This window comes from Stenotrophomonas maltophilia (genome assembly GCF_006970445.1).
Lineage (GTDB): Bacteria > Pseudomonadota > Gammaproteobacteria > Xanthomonadales > Xanthomonadaceae > Stenotrophomonas > Stenotrophomonas maltophilia_AU.
Genome location: NZ_CP033877.1, coordinates 2,019,617 through 2,037,486 on the forward strand (window position 1 = coordinate 2,019,617; position 17,870 = coordinate 2,037,486).

A 17,870-nucleotide genomic window follows, 5' to 3' on the forward strand; every position below is an offset into this window, starting at 1 on the left:
TGCGCAATTGGTTGCATCCGTAGCTATCTACCCGCCTGCGGGGCTGGACGCTGGCGCGTGCCGCTGGCACGCTTGCCCGTTCTTCACGCACCGCGCTGGACCGTCATGACTGATTCCCGCATTGCCTCGCTGCAGCAGGCCTGTCCCGGCCTGAAGCTGAAGACCGACCCGGCCGACCTGGAGCATTATGGGCGCGACTGGACCCGGCGCTGGACACCGGCGCCGCTGGCGATCGCACTGCCGGCCACGGTCGAGGAGGTGCAGGCGGTGATGCGCTGGAGCGCAGGCGGGGGCGTGGCCGTGGTGCCGTCCGGCGGCCGCACCGGCCTCTCGGGTGGCGCGGTGGCCGCCAACGGCGAGCTGGTGCTCAGCCTGGAACGGATGAACAAGGCGCTGGCCTACGACGCGGTCGATCGCACCCTGGTAGTGCAGGCCGGCATGCCGCTGGAGGCCGTGCACAACGCCGCGCTGGACCACGGCCTGATCTACCCGGTGGATTTCGCCGCGCGCGGGTCGTGCACGATCGGCGGCAACATCGCGACCAATGCCGGTGGCATCCGCGTGATCCGCTACGGCAACACCCGCGAGTGGATCGCCGGGCTGAAGGTGGTCACCGCCAGCGGCGAGCTGCTGGAGCTCAACAAGGGCCTGATCAAGAACTCCAGCGGCTATGACTTCCGCCAGCTGCTGATCGGCTCGGAGGGCACGCTGGGTGTGATTGTCGAAGCCACGGTGAAGCTGACCGACCCGCCGCCGGCCAGCAACGTGATGTTGCTGGCACTGCCCAGCTTCGAAGTGCTGATGCAGGTGTTTGCCGCGTTCCGCGCGCGCCTGCAGCTGCAGGCCTTTGAGTTCTTCACCGACCGCGCGCTGGAACATGTGCTGGCGCACGGTGCGCAGGCGCCGTTCGACGAGGTGCACCCGTATTACGTGGTCACCGAGTTCGCTGCCAACGACGAGGCGCAGGAAGCGGCGGCGATGGCCGCCTTTGAAGACTGCATGGGCAACGGCTGGGTGAGCGACGGCGTGATCAGCGCCAGCGATGCCCAGGCGGCCCAGTTGTGGCGCCTGCGCGAAGGCATCACCGAATCGCTGGCGCGCTACAAGCCCTACAAGAATGACGTCTCGGTGCGGATCTCGGCGATGCCGGCGTTCCTGGCGGAGACCCAGGCTCTGATCGGGCAGGCCTACCCGCACTTCGACGTGGTCTGGTTTGGCCACATCGGCGACGGCAACCTGCACATCAACGTGCTCAAGCCCGATGACACCAGCGACGCCGATTTCGTGGCGCAGTGCGAGCACGTCACCAAGCTGCTGGCGCAGGTGCTTGCGCGCTTCGACGGCAGCATCTCGGCCGAGCATGGCATCGGCCTGGTCAAGAAGGGCTACCTGGACAGCACCCGCGGCCCGGCCGAGATCGCCCTGATGAAGGCGGTCAAACGCGCGTTCGATCCCCAAGCGCGGCTGAATCCCGGCAAGCTGTTCGACGTTTGAGCCGGGCAAATCCTTCACGCACCCGTTACGCTCCACGCTTCCTCACAACCGGCTTCGAACCGATGACCCGTCCGCTTCTGCTGCTCGCCCTGCTGTCCCTGCCGCTGGCCGGCTTCGCTTCCAGCTTCGCTGGCACCTCGGCCGGTTCGGCGACCGGTGCCTCCTCCGGTTCCTCGGGCAGCAGCTCGGGTGACGACAAGGTGGTGCAGGCTGCGCGCGATGATGCGGCTGCATTCGTTGCCAGCGATGGCCAGATCCGTGGCGCCCGCCTGCAGGCCGCGCTGGTCCACCTGCGTGAGCAGAGCGCCGCCGCACAGCAGCAGAGCGACCTGGAACTGGCCCGTACGCTGCTGGCACGTTGATCCGGGCTGCATGACCTCGGCGTCATCGCTTTCTGTAGAGCCGGGCCATGCTCGGCTGGATGCCAAGCGCAGACGGGCGATCACAACAGCCGCGCATGGCGTGGCTCTACTGCTGATCGCCCACGTCGCGCACGCGGCTGATCGCCTGCAGCTCGACCCTTCCGGTCTCGATCCGGCACAGCAGCTGCTGGCCAGCCAGACCCTGGCCGACGTGCAGTCGCTGCTGCCCGAGGGCCTGCTGCGCGCATTGCCGGCGCAGGTCCAGGTGAGCTGGAGTGACACCCTGCCACCTGATGTACATGGCCGTGCCTTCGGCGGACGCATTGCGCTGCGCCGCGACCTGCTGGACGACGGGGTGGCGGGTGCACGCCGCGCGCGGCGCAGCGCATTGGTGCACGAGCTCACCCACGTTGCCGACCGCGGCGGCGCGAACTGGTCGCGCAGTGCACGCTGGCGTGATCTGGCGGGGTGGCAGCGCAAGCCGTGGCATCTCGGCCGCGGCGACAACGCCTTCCGTGACCGCAGCCCGGATGCCTATGAACTGAAGGATCCGGCCGAGTACCTGGCGGTGAACGCCGAGCATTTCGTGCTGGACGCTGAGTTCGCCTGCCGGCGCCCGGCGTTGGCGCAGTGGTACCAGGCCCACCTTGGAGCGCCGCCCTCGCTGCCGCATCCGCAGTGTGCGGCGGCGCTGCCGTTGCTGCAGGCCGAATCGGAAGAGGGGGCGGCATCGCTGCTGCAGCTCGACCCTTCCCGCGTTTACGCCGTGGACTATCTGTTCGCCGAAGGCAGCGCACAGCCGATGAGCCGCTGGGGCCACAGCATGCTGCGGCTGGTGATCTGCAGGCCGGGCCGCGCGCCGGGGCCGGACTGTCGCCTGGATCTGGAGTATCACCGCGTACTGTCGTTCCGCGCGTTCGTGGGCGACGTGCAGATATCCAATTGGCGTGGCCTCACCGGCGGCTACCCGTCGCGCCTGTTCGTGCTGCCGCTGCAGCAGGTGGTAGACGAATACACCAAGGTTGAACTGCGCGGGTTGCAGTCGCTGCCGTTGCGGCTGCAACGCGACGAGATCGCCAGCCTGCTCGAGCGCACCGCACAGGTGCACTGGAGCTATGACGGGCGCTATTACTTCGTCAGCAACAACTGCGCGGTGGAAACCGCCAAGCTGCTGCAGGCGGGCGTGCCGCGACTGGGCGAGGCTGGCCTCGCCCAGCTGAGCCCGCGCGGGCTGAAGCGGCGACTGGTGCGGCTGGACGCGCTCGACGAGGGGGTGCTGACGGACCGCAATGCAGCGCAGGCGCAGGGGTATTACTTTGCTTCGGCGCGCGACCACTACCAGCAGTTGTTCGCGGTGGCGGCGGGGCAGCTGGCCTTGCCCGCCCGTGATGTGCGCGGCTGGTTGAAGCTGCCTGCACGGCAACGGGCGCCGTGGCTGCTGAAGGGCGACCTGCGCGCCAGCGCCGGCCTGCTGCTGCTGGAACAGGCCGCACAGCGGCGTGCCGAGCTGCGCGCGCGTGACGTGCTCAAGCGGCAACTGCTGGCTGCGCCGGACAGCTCGGAAACCCGCAGCCTGCGCAGCCTGCTGGAACAGAGTGGGCAGTGGCTGCGCCCGGGGACGCTGCTGCAGGACGGCGGTTATGGATTGCCGCTGGGCGACGAGCAGGCGCTGCTGTCCGAGGCCGTGGCCACTGCCAGTGCGCAGGCGGTCCCGGCATGGCAGTCATTGCGTGTGCAGCTTCGCCAGCAGTTGCCGGCGAAGCAGCGCGAGGACATGGATGCGATCGAGGCCAATCTGGCCGCACTGGGTGCACACCTGCGCACGCAGGCAGCCAATCCGGCTATTGGCGCGGCAGTTCGATGACGAAGCGGCTGCCCCCGGCGCTGCCGGGCGTGCAGTAGACACGGCCACCGTGTGCATCGGCGATGGCCTTGACTACCGCCAGGCCGAGCCCACTGCCACCGCCCTGGCGCGAACGTGAGCCGTCGGCGCGCATGAACGGAGTGAAGATGTCGGCATGCAGTTCGGGATCAATGCCCGGACCTTCGTCCTCGATCGCCACCTGCACATGGCCCGGCGTGTCATGCACGGCGATCCGCACCTTGCCCGGGCTGGCATAGCGACGCGCGTTTTCCAGCAATGCCAGCAATGCCTGGCGCAGGCGCGTGGGATCACAGTGCGCGTTGTGTTCTTCGCGGCTGGTTTCCAGCTCCAGCACGAAGCCTGCAGCGCGGAACTGCGGGTCGACCAGGGTCATCACCGAATGCACCTCGGCTACCACGTCGGTGCGCGCGCGACGCACGTCCAGCCGTGCATTGTCGGACAGGCTCAGCACGCGCAGATCTTCAATCAGGCGAGACAGCCCTTCAACCTGGGCAAGCAGGCTGCGGAACTGCGATTCGTCCGGATGGAACACGCCCTCGGCCAGTCCCTGCAGGCGGCCGCGCAGGATCGTCACCGGAGTGCGCAGTTCATGGGCGATGGCCGCGTGCCACATCGCGCGCTCGCTCTCCATGTGCTGCAGGCGGCGCGCCATCGCATTGAAGTCCTCGACCAGGGTCGCCACTTCGCCCGGCGAGTTCTCCTCGACGCTGGCGCGTGCGCCAAGGTCACCGCCGGCCAGCGCACGCACGCTGTCCACCAGCGAATTCAAGGGCGAGAGGATGCGGTGGGCAAGACGGAACGAGGCGGCGATGGCCAGCGCCAGGCCGGTCAGGATCACGCCCACCATCCATGCCAGTTCCGGCCCGGTCGGCAGCCAGCTTTCCGGCTCTTCGGTACTCCCGGGGAAGAACTCGACCAGCACCGCATACAGCAGCCACGACGACAGGATCATCATCACGATGACACCGATCACCATCAGCGACATCGAGACGATGATGTGGCGGCTGAGCCCGGAGCGGCGCAGGCGGGCCATCAGCGGTCGGCCATCAACCGGTAGCCGACGCCGCGCACACTGGCCGGCACGTTGACCATGCCCACTTCGTCCAGCTTGCGGCGCAGCTTGCTGACGTGGCTGTCGACGGTGCGCTCCAGCGCTTCGCTTTCCGGCAGGCATTCGTGCATCAGTTCGCTGCGGCTGAAGATGCGGGTCGGCGCCAGCGCCATGCAGTGAAGCAGCTTGAACTCGGTGAGGGTGAGCAGTACTTCGTGGCTGTATCCCTCGCCTTCCACATGCACGGCGTGGGTCGCCGAGTCGATCAGCAGCGGGCCGACGCGCAGCGCGGTGGGCGCGTCCACGCGCGAGGCGCGCAGCGTACGCCGCAGCACGGCGCGCACGCGCGCAGCCACCTCGGCCGGGTTGAACGGCTTGACCACGTAGTCATCGGCGCCCATCCGCAGCGCGGTCAGTTTGTCCAGGTCCTGGTCCAGCGCGGTCAGCATGATCACCGGCGTCTCGCCGCGCTGGCGCAGCTGGGTCAGCACGCTCCAGCCGTCCAGTCGGGGCAGCTGCACATCGAGCAGGACCAGGTCGGGGCGGGCGCTGCGATGCAGGTCCAGTGCGCTGTGACCGTCGCCGGCGCGCAGCGTGCGCAGTCCTTCGCGTTCCAGGTAGGCGCTGAGAATGTCGGCGATCTCGGCCTCATCCTCGACGATCAGGACGAGGGCGGCGAGGGCAGGGGAGGCATGCATGCAGGGGCGGGGCCTTAAGGTGCTTGCCTCCATCGTATCTCCACACTTCCTCCATCGAAACCCCATCATCGCCACGCACACTGCGCGCTTCAGAACCTATCCGCCGCCTGCGCGGCATTGTGCACAGCAATGAGAACCTTCAGGACTCCGGTCGCGTTGATCGCGGCCCTCGCCTTGGCCATGACGGCCTGCTCCTCCCCCGAAGCCACTCCCGAAGCGGTACCGCGTGTCAGCGTGATCAGCGTGGGCCCGCAGGTGGTGCAGCGCGATGATGAACTGCCAGGGCGCGTCTCTGCGGTGCGTACCGCGCAGATCCGCGCCCAGGTGGGCGGCATCGTGCAGCGCCGCCTGTTCGAGCAGGGGGCGGAAGTCAGTGCCGGCCAGGCCCTGTTCCAGATCGACCCGGCCGCGTTCCGGGCCGACGTCGATTCGGCACTGGCTGCCCTGCAGCGCAGCGAGGCCGCGCTGGGCCGCAGCCGCGTGCAATCGCAGCGCCTGCATGCGCTGGCCGCCGCGCAGGCGGTCAGCCAGCAGCATCGCGACGACGCCAGCGCCGAATACGAGCAGGCCCGTGCCGCAGTGAACGAAGCGCGCGCGATCCTGTCCCGTCGCCAGCTCGACCTGCGTTATGCGACGGTCAGTGCACCGATTGCCGGCCGTATCGACCAGGCACTGGTGACCGAAGGTGCGCTGGTGGGCGTAGCCGATGCCGAGCCGATGGCGGTGGTGCAGCAGATCGATCAGGTCTACGTTGACGTGCGCCAACCGGCGGCGCAGCTGGAGTCGCTGCAGCGCAGTGCCGCCGGTGGTGGCGAGCTGCCGGTGACGATCATCGGCGCCGCCGGCAAACCGCTGCCTGAGCGCGGCCAGCTGCTGTTCTCCGGCATCAACGTCGATGCGCGAACCGGTGATGTGATCCTGCGCATCCTGGTCGACAACCCGCAGCGGCAGCTGCTGCCCGGCATGTATGTGCGTGCGAGGGTGCCACGTGGCGCGCCCGCCAGCGCATTGACCGTGCCACAGCAGGCGGTGCTGCGCAGCGCCGGTGGCCAGGCCTATGCCTGGGTGATCGGCGCCGACGGCAAGGCGGTGATCCGCACGCTGGAAGTGGACGGCAGTGTCGATCGCCAGTGGCTGGTGCGCACGGGCCTGAAGGCCGGCGAGAAGGTGGTGGTCGAGGGCCAGGAGCGCCTGCAGGAAGGCGTGGTGGTCGATGCGCGCGACTGGCAGAAGCCGGTCGCCAGCGCCGGTGCGGTGCAGGCCGGCAGCAAGGGCTGAGCCTTTCCCGGGCCAGCCCCTCCAGGAAAATCCAACATGGCACGTTTCTTCATCGATCGCCCGGTGTTCGCCTGGGTGCTGGCGATCTTCATCATCCTGGCCGGCGTGCTGGCGATTCCGCGCTTGGCCGTGGAGCGCTATCCGGCGGTCGCGCCGCCCAGCGTCAGCATCTATGCCAGCTACCCGGGTGCCAGCCCACAGACCTTGAATGATGCGGTGGTCGGCCTGATCGAGCGCGAGCTGTCCAGCGTCAAGCACCTGCTGTACTTCGAGTCGTCGGTGGACACCTCCGGCGAAGCCTCGATCACCGCCACCTTCAAGCCCGGCACCAATCCGGAGCTGGCGCAGGTGGATGTACAGAACCGGATCAAGGCGATCGAACCACGGCTGCCGCGCAGCGTGCGCCAGAACGGCCTGTTCGTCGAGGCCGCCGATTCCGGTTTCCTGATGCTGGTCGGCCTGCGTTCTCCGGACGCCAGCGTCAGCGAGGCGGCACTGGGCGACTTCATGGCGCGCAACATCATCGAGGAGCTGCGCCGCATCGATGGCGTCGGCCGCGTGCAGTTGTTCGGTGCCGAGCAGGCGATGCGCGTGTGGCTGGACCCGACCCGGTTGACCGGCTACGGCCTGACCATGGGTGACGTGGCCGCCGCCATCGAGCAGCAGAACCTGGAGATCTCGCCGGGGCGCATCGGTGATTCGCCCGGCGTGCCGGGTCAGCGCATTACTGTGCCGCTGAGCGCGGACGGCCAGTTGTCCACACCGGAACAGTTCGCTGCCATCGTGCTGCGTGCCGGTGCCGATGGATCACGGGTGGTGCTGGGCGATGTCGCTCGGGTTGAACTGGGCGCGCAGAGCTATGCCTGGGGCACCCGCGAGGACGGCCATCCGGCCACCGCCGCCGGCGTGCAGCTGCGCCCGGGCGCGAACGCGGTGCGTACCGCTGCGGCGGTGCGCGAACGCATGGCCGAGCTGGCGCCGCTGCTGCCGCGTGGGGTGGAAGCGAGCATCCCGTTCGACACCGCGCCGTTCGTGAAGATCTCGATCCAGAAGGTGGTGCAGACGCTGCTGGAGGCGATGCTGCTGGTGTTCGCGGTGATGTACCTGTTCCTGCAGAACTGGCGCTACACGCTGATTCCGGCGTTGGTCGCACCGATCGCGCTGCTGGGTACCTTCGCGGTGATGCTGGCGCTGGGCTTCTCGATCAACGTGCTGACCATGTTTGGCATGGTGCTGGCGATCGGCATCATCGTCGATGACGCGATCGTGGTGGTCGAAGGCGTGGAACGGATCATGGCCGAGGAGGGCCTGCCGCCGCGCGAGGCCACCATCAAGGCCATGCGCGAACTGACCGGTGCGGTGATCGGCATCACCCTGGTGCTGACCGCAGTGTTCATTCCGATGGCGCTGGCCAGCGGTTCGGTGGGCGCGATCTACCGCCAGTTCACCGTGGCGATGGCGGTGTCGATCCTGTTCTCGGCGCTGCTGGCCTTGAGCCTGACCCCGGCGCTGTGCGCGACCCTGCTGCGCCCGAACACCCACGGCCATCACGGTCGTGGCGGACTGTTCGGCGCCTTCAACCGGCGCTTCGAGAGAATGACCGGACGCTACCAGCGTGGTGTGGCGTCGGTGCTGCAGCGGAGCGGGCGGGTGATGGGCGTGTTCGCCGCGCTGGTGGCGGCGCTGCTGCTGGGCCTGCACTGGCTGCCGGGCGCGTTCCTGCCGGAGGAGGACCAGGGGTACTTCATGACCTCGATCCAGCTGCCGGCCGAAGCCACCGCCGAACGCACGCTGGCGGTGGTGGAAGCGTACGAGCGGCACGTGGCCTCACGCCCGGGCATCGGTTCCAACCAGGCGATCCTCGGCTACAGCTTCTCCGGTTCCGGCCCGAGTGCGGCGCTGACCTACACCATGCTGAAGGACTGGGGTGAGCGCGCAGGTGCCACTGCGGCCGGTGAGGTGGAGGCAGCGCAGAAGGCGATGGCCACGGTTGCCGAGGGCGAGGTGATGAGCGTGATGCCGCCGGCCATCGACAGCCTGGGCCGTTCTTCCGGTTTCTCGCTGGCGCTGCAGGCGCGTACCGGGCAGGGCCAGGCCGAACTGCGCGCGGCCCTGCAGCAGCTGCTGAAGCTGGCCGAGGCCAGCCCGCTGCTGTCCGAGGTGCATGCCGATGGCCTGCCGGCCGGCACCAGCGTGCGGCTGGACATCGACCGGGCCAAGGCCGAGGCGATGGGCGTGGGCTTCGAGCACATCAGCAGCACGTTGTCGGCGGCGATGGGCTCGCAGTACGTCAACGATTTCCCCAACAAGGGCCGGCTGCAGCAGGTGATCCTGCAGGCCGATGCGCCGTACCGGATGGAGCTCGAGGATGTGCTGAAGCTGTACGTGCGCAACAGCGAAGGCGGCATGGTGGCGCTGTCCGAGCTGGTCACCCCGCACTGGACCGAGGCGCCACTGCAGCTGCAGCGCTATCTCGGCTTCCCGGCGCTGAACCTGTCCGGCGCACCAGCCTCCGGCGTGTCGACTGGCCAGGCCATGGCGGAGATGGAGCGGCTGGCCGGGAAGCTGCCGTCCGGCTTCGCCCTGCAGTGGACCAGCCAGTCGCTGCAGGAGCGTGAGTCGGGGGCGCAGGCGCCGTGGCTGCTGCTGTTGTCGATGCTGGTGGTGTTCCTGGTGCTGGCGGCGCTGTACGAGAGCTGGTCGATTCCGTTGGCGGTGATGCTGGTGGTGCCACTCGGCCTGCTCGGTGCGGTTGCCGCGGTGTTGTTGCGCGGCATGCCCAACGACGTGTTCTTCAAGGTCGGCATGATCACCGTGATCGGGTTGTCTGCGAAGAACGCGATCCTCATCGTCGAGTTCGCGCGGCAGCTGCAGCAGCAGGGTCGCGGCCTGGTTGAAGCAGCGCTGGAAGCTGCGCGGCTGCGCCTGCGGCCGATCGTGATGACCTCGCTGGCATTCGCGCTGGGCGTGGTGCCGCTGATGCTGGCGCAGGGCGCGTCGAAGGAAACCCAGCAGGCGATCGGAACCGGTGTGTTCGGCGGCATGGTCAGTGCGACCGTGCTGGCAGTGTTCTTCGTGCCGGTCTTCTATGTAGTGGTGCAGGGCGCGCGGCAGTGGATCGCGCAGCGCCTGCGCAGGCGCCGGCCGATGCCGGAAGGAATCGTGGATGGAACGGAACATCGTTGAAGATCTGCACGAGCAACAGTTGATGGCGCTGGAGCAGCGCCTGTGCGCAGCGCTGCTGGAAAATGATCACGATGCGCTGACCGCGCTGGTATCGCCGGCCTTGTTCATGATGGACGGCCATGGCGGCCGCATGCTCGACCTGCCGTGGCTGGGCGATTGGCTGGCCGGTGGCCTGCAGGTACGGAACCTGCAGTTGCACGCGGTGGAAACCCTGCTGTGTGGCCGCTTGGCGCTGCTGTCCAGCGACGTGTGGCTGTCGGCGTGGCAGCAGGACCAGGAGCGCGTGGTGAAGCTGCGGCTGTTGCGGGTCTGGACCTGCAGTTCCGGCGACAGTGGCGCACAGTTGCTGTCGATGGCGGTGCTGGCCGCATGAGCGCGGTCAGGCCGCTTTCAGGCCCCGCTCACCGGCAGGTGGTAGGGTCGAAGATCTCTGTAGTGTCGACAAGGAGTCGAGCCATGCGTGTAGTTCCCAGTCTGTTGGCAGCCTCCCTCGGGTTGGTGCTGGCCGCGTGCCAGCCGGCACAGGCACCCGTTGCGAGCGGCAATGACACCCCGCCTGCCACGCCGCAGCCGAACACCAGCGCCGTGGGTGGCAACGAGACCGCCTACCAGTGTGGTGATCTGGGCGTGCGCGCGACCTTCAATGGCGAGGATGCGGCCACGGTGGTGATTGGCGAACGCACCTTCGCCATGACCTCCGAGCGTGCGGCGTCGGGCGCGAAGTATGGCGATGGCCAGGGCAACAGTTTCTGGACCAAGGGCAGTGATGATGGCCTGTTGAGCCTGAAGGGCGAGGCCGATCGCGAGTGCCATGCGGTGGAAGCCACCGAAGGCGATGGCAGCGCCGGCAATGCCGCGTTCCGTGCCACCGGCAATGAACCCGGCTGGCTTGCAGTCGTTGACGGCGATGCGCCGGGCCTGCAGGTGGAAGTCGATTACGGCGAGCGCCGCTTCGACGTGGCCAAACCCACCGAAGGTGCCGATGGATGGAGCGGCAAGGCGTCCGATGGCACCGACGTCAAGCTCAGCTTCCAGCGCACCACCTGCCAGGATGACATGAGTGGCGAGGCATTCGATGCCAAGGTGAACCTGACCATCGGCACCCGCCAGTACCACGGCTGCGGCAACTTCGGCGCGAAGCAGCCGTAAGCCACCTGTAGGGCCGAGCCCACGCTCGGCTCTACATCATCGAGGGGTCAGCCCCCGCAGGGCTTCAGGTCGAGATCGAAGTCCAGGTCATAGCGGCTGTTGATCCCGATCAGCGCTGCGCGGACAGCGCAGTCGCCGCGATGACGTGCGACCAGATCGGTGAAGACCTTCTCGCGGCCCTCGCAGTACTTCGCGCCGGCTTCTTCCAGTTCGCGGCGACGCTCGTCGTCGTAGGGCTCTTCACCCGCAAAGTGCTGGCAGGTGTTCTCGCGCGCGAGGAAGGCCTGCACGTCGCCCGGCATGGCGCAGTAGATACGCACGTCGTCGACGTCGTACACATCGCCTGGGACCGGACAGCCTGCGGCTGCACGTGCCTTGTCCAGGTCCTCATCGCCCGAGGGCAGGTCGGTAGCGGGCTCGGCTTCGGCGGTGGCCTCGACGGCGGCCGGTGCCTGCACCGCAGGTGCGGCCGTCACCGCCGGTCCGGCCGGCGTGGCCTTCGGCGTGGCCTCGGCAGCGTTGTCCGCTGCCTGCGGCGAGCACGCCGCAAGCAGGGACAGGCAGCCGATCAGCGCAAGGCGCTTAGTCGGCACGGCCAGCGAATTCGCCGGTGGCGGTGTTCACCAGCACGCGCTCACCGTTGACGATGTACTCCGGCACCATGATCTCGATGCCGGTGTTGAGCTTGGCCGGCTTCGGGCGCTTGGTGGCGGTGCCGCCCTTCAGTTCCGGCGGCGTCTCGATCACTTCCAGCACCACCGAGGCCGGTAGCTGGATCGCGACCGGCTGCTCGTCGATCACCTGCACGTAGATGCCGGTCAGGCCGTCGGTGATGTAGCCGGCGTCGTCGCCGATCACGTCCGCGTCCAGAGTGTAGGGGGTGTAGTCCTCGTCATCGAGGAACACGAAGGCATCGCCGTCCTTGTACGAATAGGTGGACTGGCGGCGCAGCAGTTCGACCTCGACCAGGTTGTCGTCGGCATCGAAGCTGGCGTCGAGCTTGTTGCCGCCCGGCACGCTGTACATGATGAAGCGGAAGCGGACGTTGCCGCCGCGACCCTGCGGCGAGCTGCGCTCGATGTCGCGGATCTGGTACACGCCGTTGTTGAACTCGACGACGTTGCCCTTCTTGATGTCGTTGGCTTTCATGGTGATCTAGGTCGTTGGGGGAGGGCGCCGTCCCGGCGCCCGGGGGGAATCACTTCGGAGCGAGGCGGGTAGCGCCGTCCAGGCGGATGGTCTCGCCGTTGAGATAGGTGTTGCCGAGGATGAAGCCGACCAGGTTGGCGAAGTCTTCCGGCTTACCCAGGCGCGACGGGAACGGGATCGAGGCGGCCAGCGACTGCTGCACGGTTTCGGGCATGCCATCGACCATCGGCGTCCAGAACACGCCCGGAGCGATGGTGTTGACGCGGATGCCGAAGCGCGAGAGTTCGCGTGCCATCGGCAGCGTCATCGACACCACGCCGCCCTTGCTGGCGGCATACGCGGCCTGGCCGATCTGGCCTTCGTAGGCGGCGATGCTGGCGGTGTTGATGATCACACCGCGCTCGCCATCGGTACCGGCCTCGTTGTGCTGCATGCGGTTGGCCGCGGCCTTGGCGACATTGAAGCTGCCGACCAGGTTGACCATCACCGTGCCCTGGAAGCCAGCCAGCGGCATCGGGCCTTCCTTGCCCAGCACGCGGCCGGCGCCGAGGATGCCGGCGCAGTTCATCGCCACGTTCAGGCCGCCGAGGAAATCGTGGGCCTGGTCGATGGCCGCAGCCACGGCCGCCTCATCGCTGACGTTGACGTTGAAATAGCGGGTCTTGTCGGCACCCAGCCCGGCAACGGCAGCTGCGCCCTTGTCGTCGTTGAGGTCGAACAGGGCCACCTTGCCGCCCTGGGCGACGAGGTGCTGAGCCACGGCCAGGCCGAGGCCGGAGACGCCGCCAGTGATCACGGCACGTACGGAAGACAGCTGCATTGAACGGTCCTGCAGGTTCGAGAACCGCCGATTCTAACGGAAGCCGCGACCGTCGCTGTTGTGCACTGCGCCGCCGGTGCGGGACGGCGCAGCGCGGCGATCAGCCGGCGGCCAGCGCCTGCCCGGTGCGGCTGGCGGTGGCGCGGCCAAGCAGGCCGGCCAGCCAGCGGCCGGTCTCGGCCAGTGCTGGCAGGTCCACGCCGCTGTCCAGGCCCAGGCCCTGCAACAGATAGACCACGTCTTCGCTGGCGACGTTGCCGCTGGCGCCCTTTGCGTACGGGCAGCCACCGGCGCCGGACACGGCGCTGTCGACCACGCGCACGCCTTCCTCCAGGCAGGTGGCGATGTTGGCGATGGCCTGGCCATAGGTATCGTGGAAGTGCACGGCCAGCGCTTCCATCGGTATCTCGGCGGCCACCGCCTGCAGCATCGCCCGTGCCTTGCGCGGGGTGCCGACGCCGATGGTGTCGCCCAGCGAAATTTCATAACAGCCCATCTGGTGCAGGGCGCGCGCCACCCGCACCACGTCGGCCAGCGGCACCTCGCCCTGGTAGGGGCAGCCGAGCACGGTGGAGACGTAGCCGCGCACGCGTACACCATCGGCGGCAGCACGGCGCAGGATCGGCTCGAACCGGGCCAGCGATTCGTCGATGCCGGCATTGGTGTTGGTACGGTTGAACGCCTCGGAGGCGGCGGTGAACACCGCCACTTCCTCCACGCCCACCGCACGGGCGCGGTCGTAGCCCTGTTCGTTCGGCACCAGTACCGGATAGTGGATACCCGGCCGGCGCTGGATGCCGGCGTAGACCTCGGCGGCGTCGGCCAGCTGCGGAATCCACTTCGGGCTGACGAAGCTGGTCGCCTCGATGCTGCGCAGGCCGGTGGCCGACAGGCGGTTGATCAGTTCGATCTTGTCGGTGGTGGATACCGACTGCTTTTCGTTCTGCAGGCCGTCCCGCGGGCCGACCTCGACGATGCGGACGTAATCGCTCATGCGGCCTCCCCGGCGGTGGGACGGTGGCAGACCGCCTCGATGTTGTTGCCATCCGGGTCGAGCACGAAGGCGCCGTAGTAGTCCGGGTGGTACCAGGGGCGCAGGCCCGGGGCGCCGTTGTCGCGGCCGCCGGCGGCAAGTGCGGCGGCATGGAAGGCGTCCACCTGGTCGCGGCTGGCACAGGCGAAGGCGACGTGCACGCCGTGGCTGGCGGTGCAGCCATTGCCGAGCCAGAAGAACGGCTTGCCGTCGCTGCCGAAGCCGATGTGGTCGTGCGCGCCGGTCTGTTCGGCGGTCACTTCCATCACCACGCCGATCTGCAGCGGCGCCAGTGCCTGCAGGAAGAAGGTCCTGCTGCGCGCCAGGTCGGCGCTGGTCAAACCAAGATGATCGAGCATGTTCAGGCTTCCGTGACCCAGTGGGGCGCGCGCTTGTCGAGGAAGGCGCCGAGGCCTTCCTGGCCCTCGGCGGACACCCGCAGGCGCGCGATCAGGGCGGCATTATCGCGATCCAGGGCGTCGCGGTCATGGCTGTCGCGGACCTGCCGCACCAGCTGCTTGGCGGTGGACGAGGCGATCGGGCCGGCCTTGTCGAGCAGGGCCAGCTGCCGCTCCAGCGCCTCGTCCAGGCGCTCGGGCTCGACCAGCTGGTGGACCAGGCCGATGCGCAGTGCGGTATCGGCGTCGAAGTGCTCGCCGGTGGCGAACCAGCGCCGCGCCTGGCGTGGGCCGATGGCCTCGATCACGTAGGGCGAGATCACCGCCGGCAGCAGGCCGAGTCGGCTTTCGGTCAGGCCGAAGCGGGCCGAGGTGCTGGCGATGGCAATGTCGCAGCAGGCAACCAGGCCGACGCCGCCACCGAAGGCCGCGCCGTGGACCCGGGCCAGGGTAGGCTTGGGCAGCTCGTCCAGGGTGCGCATCAGCCGCGCCAGGGCCAGCGAGTCCTCGCGGTTGTCGGCCTCGCTGGCGGCGGCCATGCCGCGCATCCACTGCATGTCGGCGCCGGCCGAGAAGGAGGCGCCGTGGCCGGCCACCACCACGGCGCGGACCGAATCATCGCGGCCGGCGGCTTCCAGTGCGGCGGTCAGCCGGGCGATCAGGCTGGCGTCAAAGGCGTTGTGCAGCTCCGGCCGGTTCAGCCAGAGGGTGAGGACGGCGCCACGGCGCTCGATCTGCAAAGCATCGTTCATGGGATTCCAGGGTCACTCCATACCTGTATGGATCATAGCGGGCCATTGGTCATGGGCCATGACGCGACGCGGGAATGTTAGAATCGAGAACCATTTACATCCAGCAGAGAACACGCTAGATGACGCTGTCCGAACTGCCGCTGCACACCTCGGCCGTGGTCGAGTCCGTGCAGGACCTGCATGCCAACGATGCCATTGCCCGTCGCCTGCGCGAGCTGGGTTTCGTGAAGGGCGAGGAAGTGCGCCTGGTGGCCAAGGGCCCGGTGGGCGGCGAGCCGCTGCTGGTGCAGGTCGGGTTCACCCGGTTCGCGCTGCGGATCAGTGAAGCCAAGCGCGTCGTGGTCGACGCCGCCAGCCAGGAACGACGTGCATGACCGCTACCACCGCCACCGCCCCCCTGCGCATCGCGCTGGTCGGTAATCCCAACAGTGGCAAGACGGCGCTGTTCAACCAGCTGACCGGCAGCCGCCAGAAGGTCGCCAACTACACCGGCGTCACCGTCGAGCGCAAGGAAGGCCGCCTGCGCGCGCCGTCCGGCCGTGAATTTGCCGTGCTTGACCTGCCGGGCGCCTACAGCCTGCAGCCGGCCAGCCTGGACGAGGCGATCACCCGCGACCTGTGCCGGGGCTTCTACCCGGGCGAAGCCGCGCCGGACGTGCTGCTGTGCGTGATCGATGCCACCAACCTGCGCCTGCACCTGCGTTTCGCGCTGGAACTGCGCGAACTGGGCAAGCCGATGGTGGTGGCCCTGAACATGGTCGATGCGGCCCAGCGCCGCGGCATCCAGGTGGACGTGGCCGCGCTGGAGCGCGAGCTGGGCGTGCCGGTGGTGGAGACCGTGGCGGTGCGCAAGCAGGGTGCCAAGGCGCTGGTCGAGCGCTTGGATGCCATGGTGCCGCACCTGGATGCGCCGGTGCCGGGCCCGGAAGGTGGCATCGATTACCACGCCAAGGTGCGCCAGATCCTGTCGGTGGCCGTGCGGATGCCGGCGCGGACCGCGAAGATCGACGACGCGCTGGACCGCTGGCTGCTGCACCCGGTGTTCGGCCTGATCAGCCTGGCGGTGGTGATGTTCCTGATCTTCCAGGCGGTGTACGCCTGGGCGACGCCGCTGATGGACGCCATCGAGGCCGGTTTCGCCTGGCTCGGCGCCTTCGTCGGCAGCGTGCTGCCGGAAGGCCCGCTGGCCAGCCTGCTGACCGACGGCATCATCGCCGGTGTCGGTGGCGTGGTGGTGTTCCTGCCGCAGATCCTGATCCTGTTCTTCTTCATCCTGGTGCTGGAGGAATCCGGCTACCTGCCGCGTGCGGCATTCCTGCTCGACCGCATGATGGCGGCCGCCGGCCTGTCCGGCCGTTCGTTCATCCCGCTGCTGTCCAGCTTCGCCTGCGCGGTGCCGGGCATCATGTCCACGCGCAGCATCCAGGACCCGCGTGACCGCCTTGCCACGATCCTGGTGGCGCCGCTGATGACCTGTTCCGCACGCCTGCCGGTGTACGCGCTGTTGATCGGTGCGTTCATTCCGCAGAAGACGGTGTGGGGCGTGTTCAACCAGCAGGGCCTGGTATTGTTCGGCCTGTATGCGGCCGGCATCCTCAGCGCGCTGGCGATGTCGTGGATCATGAAGAAGTGGCGCCGCGACAAGAGCGAGCATCCGTTGATGCTGGAGCTGCCGTCGTACCGGCTGCCGCATGTGCGTGACCTGGCGGTCGGCCTGTACGAGCGCGGCATGATCTTCCTCAAGCGCGTCGGCGGCATCATCCTGGCGCTGACCATCCTGCTGTGGGTGCTGCTTTCGTTCCCGGCGGCCCCGGCCGGCGCCACGATGCCGGCCATCGACTACAGCTACGCGGGCCAGATCGGCCACGCGATGGCGGTGTTCTTCGCACCGCTGGGCTTCAACTGGCAGATCTGCATCGCGCTGATTCCGGGCCTGGCCGCGCGCGAAGTGGCAGTGTCCTCGCTGGCCACCGTGTACGCGCTGTCCGCGGCCGATGACGATGCCGCCAGCCAGGCGCTGACCCCGCTGATCAGCGACGGCTGGTCGCTGGCCACCGCGCTGTCGCTCCTGGTCTGGTACATCTACGCCCCGATGTGCATCTCGACGCTGGCCACCATCAAGCGCGAGACCAATTCGTGGAAGACGATGGCCTTCTCGGCGTTCTACCTGTTTGCTGCGGCCTACGTGGCGGCGCTGATCACCTACCAGGTGACCAAGGCGCTGGGAGGCGGCTGATGGATACCGGCCTGCTGCTGCAGTACCTGATCATCGCGGTGGCCGTGCTGGTCAGTGCCTGGGTGGTGCTGAAGAAGCAGTTCCCCGGCACGGTGCGCAAGCTGCGCGGGGCGTTGGCGCTGGCCCTGCTGAAGCCGGGCCGCGCGGCCTGGGCGCAGGCGCTGGGTCGGAAGATCGCGCCGCCGGCGAGCGGAGCGGGTGGCGCCTGTGGCGGTTGCGACAACTGCGGGCCGACTCCGCCGAAGCAGCACTGACGCTGCTTTTCCTGCCCTGGTGGGTGCGAACCTTGGTTCGCACGCTTGCGGGCTTCATCCACGCATGGCGTGGATCTACTGTGGGTTTTCCGCCACGCATGGCCGCCACGCATGGCGTGGATCTA

18 protein-coding genes are annotated in these 17,870 nt (G+C 68.2%); 10 read left to right on the plus strand and 8 right to left on the minus strand.

Annotation, left to right across the window (positions count from 1 at the left end; translation table 11 throughout):
* Positions 1–105 precede the first annotated feature (105 nt).
* The 3 genes from EGM71_RS09390 (at position 106) to EGM71_RS09400 (ending at position 3,720) form a co-directional block, all read left to right on the plus strand.
* Positions 106–1,494, plus strand: a complete 1,389-nt coding sequence (locus EGM71_RS09390; protein WP_188489403.1) for an FAD-binding oxidoreductase — start codon at positions 106–108, stop codon at positions 1,492–1,494.
* 62 nt (positions 1,495–1,556) lie between these two features.
* A complete protein-coding gene (locus EGM71_RS09395; protein WP_188489404.1) occupies positions 1,557–1,856 on the plus strand; it encodes a DUF2388 domain-containing protein in 300 nt (99 codons plus the stop codon).
* A 10-nt stretch (positions 1,857–1,866) separates the two neighbouring features.
* A complete protein-coding gene (locus EGM71_RS09400; RefSeq protein ID WP_430544077.1) occupies positions 1,867–3,720 on the plus strand; it encodes a DUF4105 domain-containing protein in 1,854 nt (617 codons plus the stop codon).
* Here EGM71_RS09400 and EGM71_RS09405 read toward each other — a convergent pair.
* Both EGM71_RS09405 and EGM71_RS09410 read right to left on the minus strand, forming a co-directional pair.
* On the minus strand, positions 3,698–4,774 hold the full coding sequence (locus tag EGM71_RS09405) for an ATP-binding protein (protein ID WP_188489408.1): 1,077 nt from the start codon (positions 4,772–4,774) through the stop codon (positions 3,698–3,700). The genes EGM71_RS09400 and EGM71_RS09405 overlap by 23 nt on opposite strands.
* Entirely contained in the window at positions 4,774–5,490 is a 717-nt protein-coding gene (locus tag EGM71_RS09410) for a response regulator (protein ID WP_188489410.1), read from the minus strand. Before EGM71_RS09410 ends, EGM71_RS09405 begins: the two co-directional genes overlap by 1 nt.
* Before the next feature lie 129 nt (positions 5,491–5,619).
* Between EGM71_RS09410 and EGM71_RS09415 the strand changes: the two genes are divergently transcribed.
* The 4 genes from EGM71_RS09415 to EGM71_RS09430 all read left to right on the plus strand — a co-directional run bounded on the left by EGM71_RS09415 (position 5,620) and on the right by EGM71_RS09430 (position 11,103).
* On the plus strand, positions 5,620–6,768 hold the full coding sequence (locus tag EGM71_RS09415; RefSeq protein WP_188489412.1) for an efflux RND transporter periplasmic adaptor subunit: 1,149 nt from the start codon (positions 5,620–5,622) through the stop codon (positions 6,766–6,768).
* Between the two features lie 36 nt (positions 6,769–6,804).
* Complete coding sequence (locus EGM71_RS09420) at positions 6,805–9,954, plus strand: multidrug efflux RND transporter permease subunit (RefSeq protein WP_188489414.1); 3,150 nt, start codon at positions 6,805–6,807, stop codon at positions 9,952–9,954.
* Positions 9,935–10,327, plus strand: coding sequence for a nuclear transport factor 2 family protein (locus tag EGM71_RS09425; RefSeq protein WP_188489416.1), 393 nt, complete (start codon positions 9,935–9,937; stop codon positions 10,325–10,327). The genes EGM71_RS09420 and EGM71_RS09425 overlap by 20 nt, the downstream gene beginning before the upstream one ends.
* Before the next feature lie 83 nt (positions 10,328–10,410).
* Positions 10,411–11,103, plus strand: a complete 693-nt coding sequence (locus EGM71_RS09430; RefSeq protein WP_188489419.1) for a COG3650 family protein — start codon at positions 10,411–10,413, stop codon at positions 11,101–11,103.
* Positions 11,104–11,150: 47 nt separating this feature from the next.
* Here EGM71_RS09430 and EGM71_RS09435 read toward each other — a convergent pair whose 3' ends face one another.
* From EGM71_RS09435 to EGM71_RS09460, 6 genes are all read right to left on the minus strand, one after another.
* The gene (locus EGM71_RS09435) at positions 11,151–11,696 is read right to left on the minus strand and encodes a hypothetical protein (protein WP_188489421.1); all 546 of its coding nucleotides are present in this window, start codon (positions 11,694–11,696) and stop codon (positions 11,151–11,153) included.
* Positions 11,686–12,252: an elongation factor P-like protein YeiP gene (gene yeiP / locus EGM71_RS09440; protein WP_006363947.1), complete on the minus strand. Its 567-nt coding sequence runs from the start codon at positions 12,250–12,252 to the stop codon at positions 11,686–11,688. The genes EGM71_RS09435 and yeiP overlap by 11 nt, the downstream gene beginning before the upstream one ends.
* Positions 12,253–12,301: 49 nt before the next feature.
* Positions 12,302–13,072 (minus strand): SDR family oxidoreductase, encoded by a 771-nt coding sequence (locus EGM71_RS09445; RefSeq protein ID WP_188489423.1) that lies wholly within the window; start codon positions 13,070–13,072, stop codon positions 12,302–12,304.
* Positions 13,073–13,172: 100 nt separating this feature from the next.
* Positions 13,173–14,066, minus strand: coding sequence for a hydroxymethylglutaryl-CoA lyase (locus EGM71_RS09450; protein ID WP_188489425.1), 894 nt, complete (start codon positions 14,064–14,066; stop codon positions 13,173–13,175).
* On the minus strand, positions 14,063–14,464 hold the full coding sequence (locus EGM71_RS09455) for a VOC family protein (protein ID WP_188489426.1): 402 nt from the start codon (positions 14,462–14,464) through the stop codon (positions 14,063–14,065). Before EGM71_RS09455 ends, EGM71_RS09450 begins: the two co-directional genes overlap by 4 nt.
* A gap of 2 nt (positions 14,465–14,466) precedes the next feature.
* A complete protein-coding gene (locus tag EGM71_RS09460; protein WP_014037048.1) occupies positions 14,467–15,255 on the minus strand; it encodes an enoyl-CoA hydratase/isomerase family protein in 789 nt (262 codons plus the stop codon).
* A 119-nt stretch (positions 15,256–15,374) separates the two neighbouring features.
* Here EGM71_RS09460 and EGM71_RS09465 point away from each other — a divergent pair, with 119 nt between their 5' ends.
* The 3 genes from EGM71_RS09465 to EGM71_RS09475 are packed head-to-tail and all read left to right on the plus strand — an operon-like array spanning position 15,375 to position 17,745.
* Positions 15,375–15,629: a FeoA family protein gene (locus tag EGM71_RS09465; RefSeq protein ID WP_005409473.1), complete on the plus strand. Its 255-nt coding sequence runs from the start codon at positions 15,375–15,377 to the stop codon at positions 15,627–15,629.
* On the plus strand, positions 15,626–17,491 hold the full coding sequence (gene feoB, locus EGM71_RS09470; RefSeq protein WP_164118364.1) for a ferrous iron transport protein B: 1,866 nt from the start codon (positions 15,626–15,628) through the stop codon (positions 17,489–17,491). The genes EGM71_RS09465 and feoB overlap by 4 nt, the downstream gene beginning before the upstream one ends.
* On the plus strand, positions 17,491–17,745 hold the full coding sequence (locus EGM71_RS09475) for a DUF6587 family protein (protein WP_188489428.1): 255 nt from the start codon (positions 17,491–17,493) through the stop codon (positions 17,743–17,745). The genes feoB and EGM71_RS09475 overlap by 1 nt, the downstream gene beginning before the upstream one ends.
* The last annotated feature ends 125 nt before the right edge of the window (positions 17,746–17,870 follow it).

What these genes read in the sequence shown, in the direction of transcription:
- EGM71_RS09390 (WP_188489403.1), top strand. Translation starts at nt 106, where the DNA reads ATGACTGATTCCCGCATTGCCTCGCTGCAGCAGGCCTGTCCCGGCCTG.
- EGM71_RS09395 (WP_188489404.1), top strand. Translation starts at nt 1,557, where the DNA reads ATGACCCGTCCGCTTCTGCTGCTCGCCCTGCTGTCCCTGCCGCTGGCC.
- EGM71_RS09400 (WP_430544077.1), top strand. Translation starts at nt 1,867, where the DNA reads ATGACCTCGGCGTCATCGCTTTCTGTAGAGCCGGGCCATGCTCGGCTG.
- EGM71_RS09405 (WP_188489408.1), bottom strand. Translation starts at nt 4,774, where the DNA reads ATGGCCCGCCTGCGCCGCTCCGGGCTCAGCCGCCACATCATCGTCTCG.
- EGM71_RS09410 (WP_188489410.1), bottom strand. Translation starts at nt 5,490, where the DNA reads ATGCATGCCTCCCCTGCCCTCGCCGCCCTCGTCCTGATCGTCGAGGAT.
- EGM71_RS09415 (WP_188489412.1), top strand. Translation starts at nt 5,620, where the DNA reads ATGAGAACCTTCAGGACTCCGGTCGCGTTGATCGCGGCCCTCGCCTTG.
- EGM71_RS09420 (WP_188489414.1), top strand. Translation starts at nt 6,805, where the DNA reads ATGGCACGTTTCTTCATCGATCGCCCGGTGTTCGCCTGGGTGCTGGCG.
- EGM71_RS09425 (WP_188489416.1), top strand. Translation starts at nt 9,935, where the DNA reads ATGGAACGGAACATCGTTGAAGATCTGCACGAGCAACAGTTGATGGCG.
- EGM71_RS09430 (WP_188489419.1), top strand. Translation starts at nt 10,411, where the DNA reads ATGCGTGTAGTTCCCAGTCTGTTGGCAGCCTCCCTCGGGTTGGTGCTG.
- yeiP (WP_006363947.1), bottom strand. Translation starts at nt 12,252, where the DNA reads ATGAAAGCCAACGACATCAAGAAGGGCAACGTCGTCGAGTTCAACAAC.
- EGM71_RS09445 (WP_188489423.1), bottom strand. Translation starts at nt 13,072, where the DNA reads ATGCAGCTGTCTTCCGTACGTGCCGTGATCACTGGCGGCGTCTCCGGC.
- EGM71_RS09450 (WP_188489425.1), bottom strand. Translation starts at nt 14,066, where the DNA reads ATGAGCGATTACGTCCGCATCGTCGAGGTCGGCCCGCGGGACGGCCTG.
- EGM71_RS09455 (WP_188489426.1), bottom strand. Translation starts at nt 14,464, where the DNA reads ATGCTCGATCATCTTGGTTTGACCAGCGCCGACCTGGCGCGCAGCAGG.
- EGM71_RS09460 (WP_014037048.1), bottom strand. Translation starts at nt 15,255, where the DNA reads ATGAACGATGCTTTGCAGATCGAGCGCCGTGGCGCCGTCCTCACCCTC.
- EGM71_RS09465 (WP_005409473.1), top strand. Translation starts at nt 15,375, where the DNA reads ATGACGCTGTCCGAACTGCCGCTGCACACCTCGGCCGTGGTCGAGTCC.
- feoB (WP_164118364.1), top strand. Translation starts at nt 15,626, where the DNA reads ATGACCGCTACCACCGCCACCGCCCCCCTGCGCATCGCGCTGGTCGGT.
- EGM71_RS09475 (WP_188489428.1), top strand. Translation starts at nt 17,491, where the DNA reads ATGGATACCGGCCTGCTGCTGCAGTACCTGATCATCGCGGTGGCCGTG.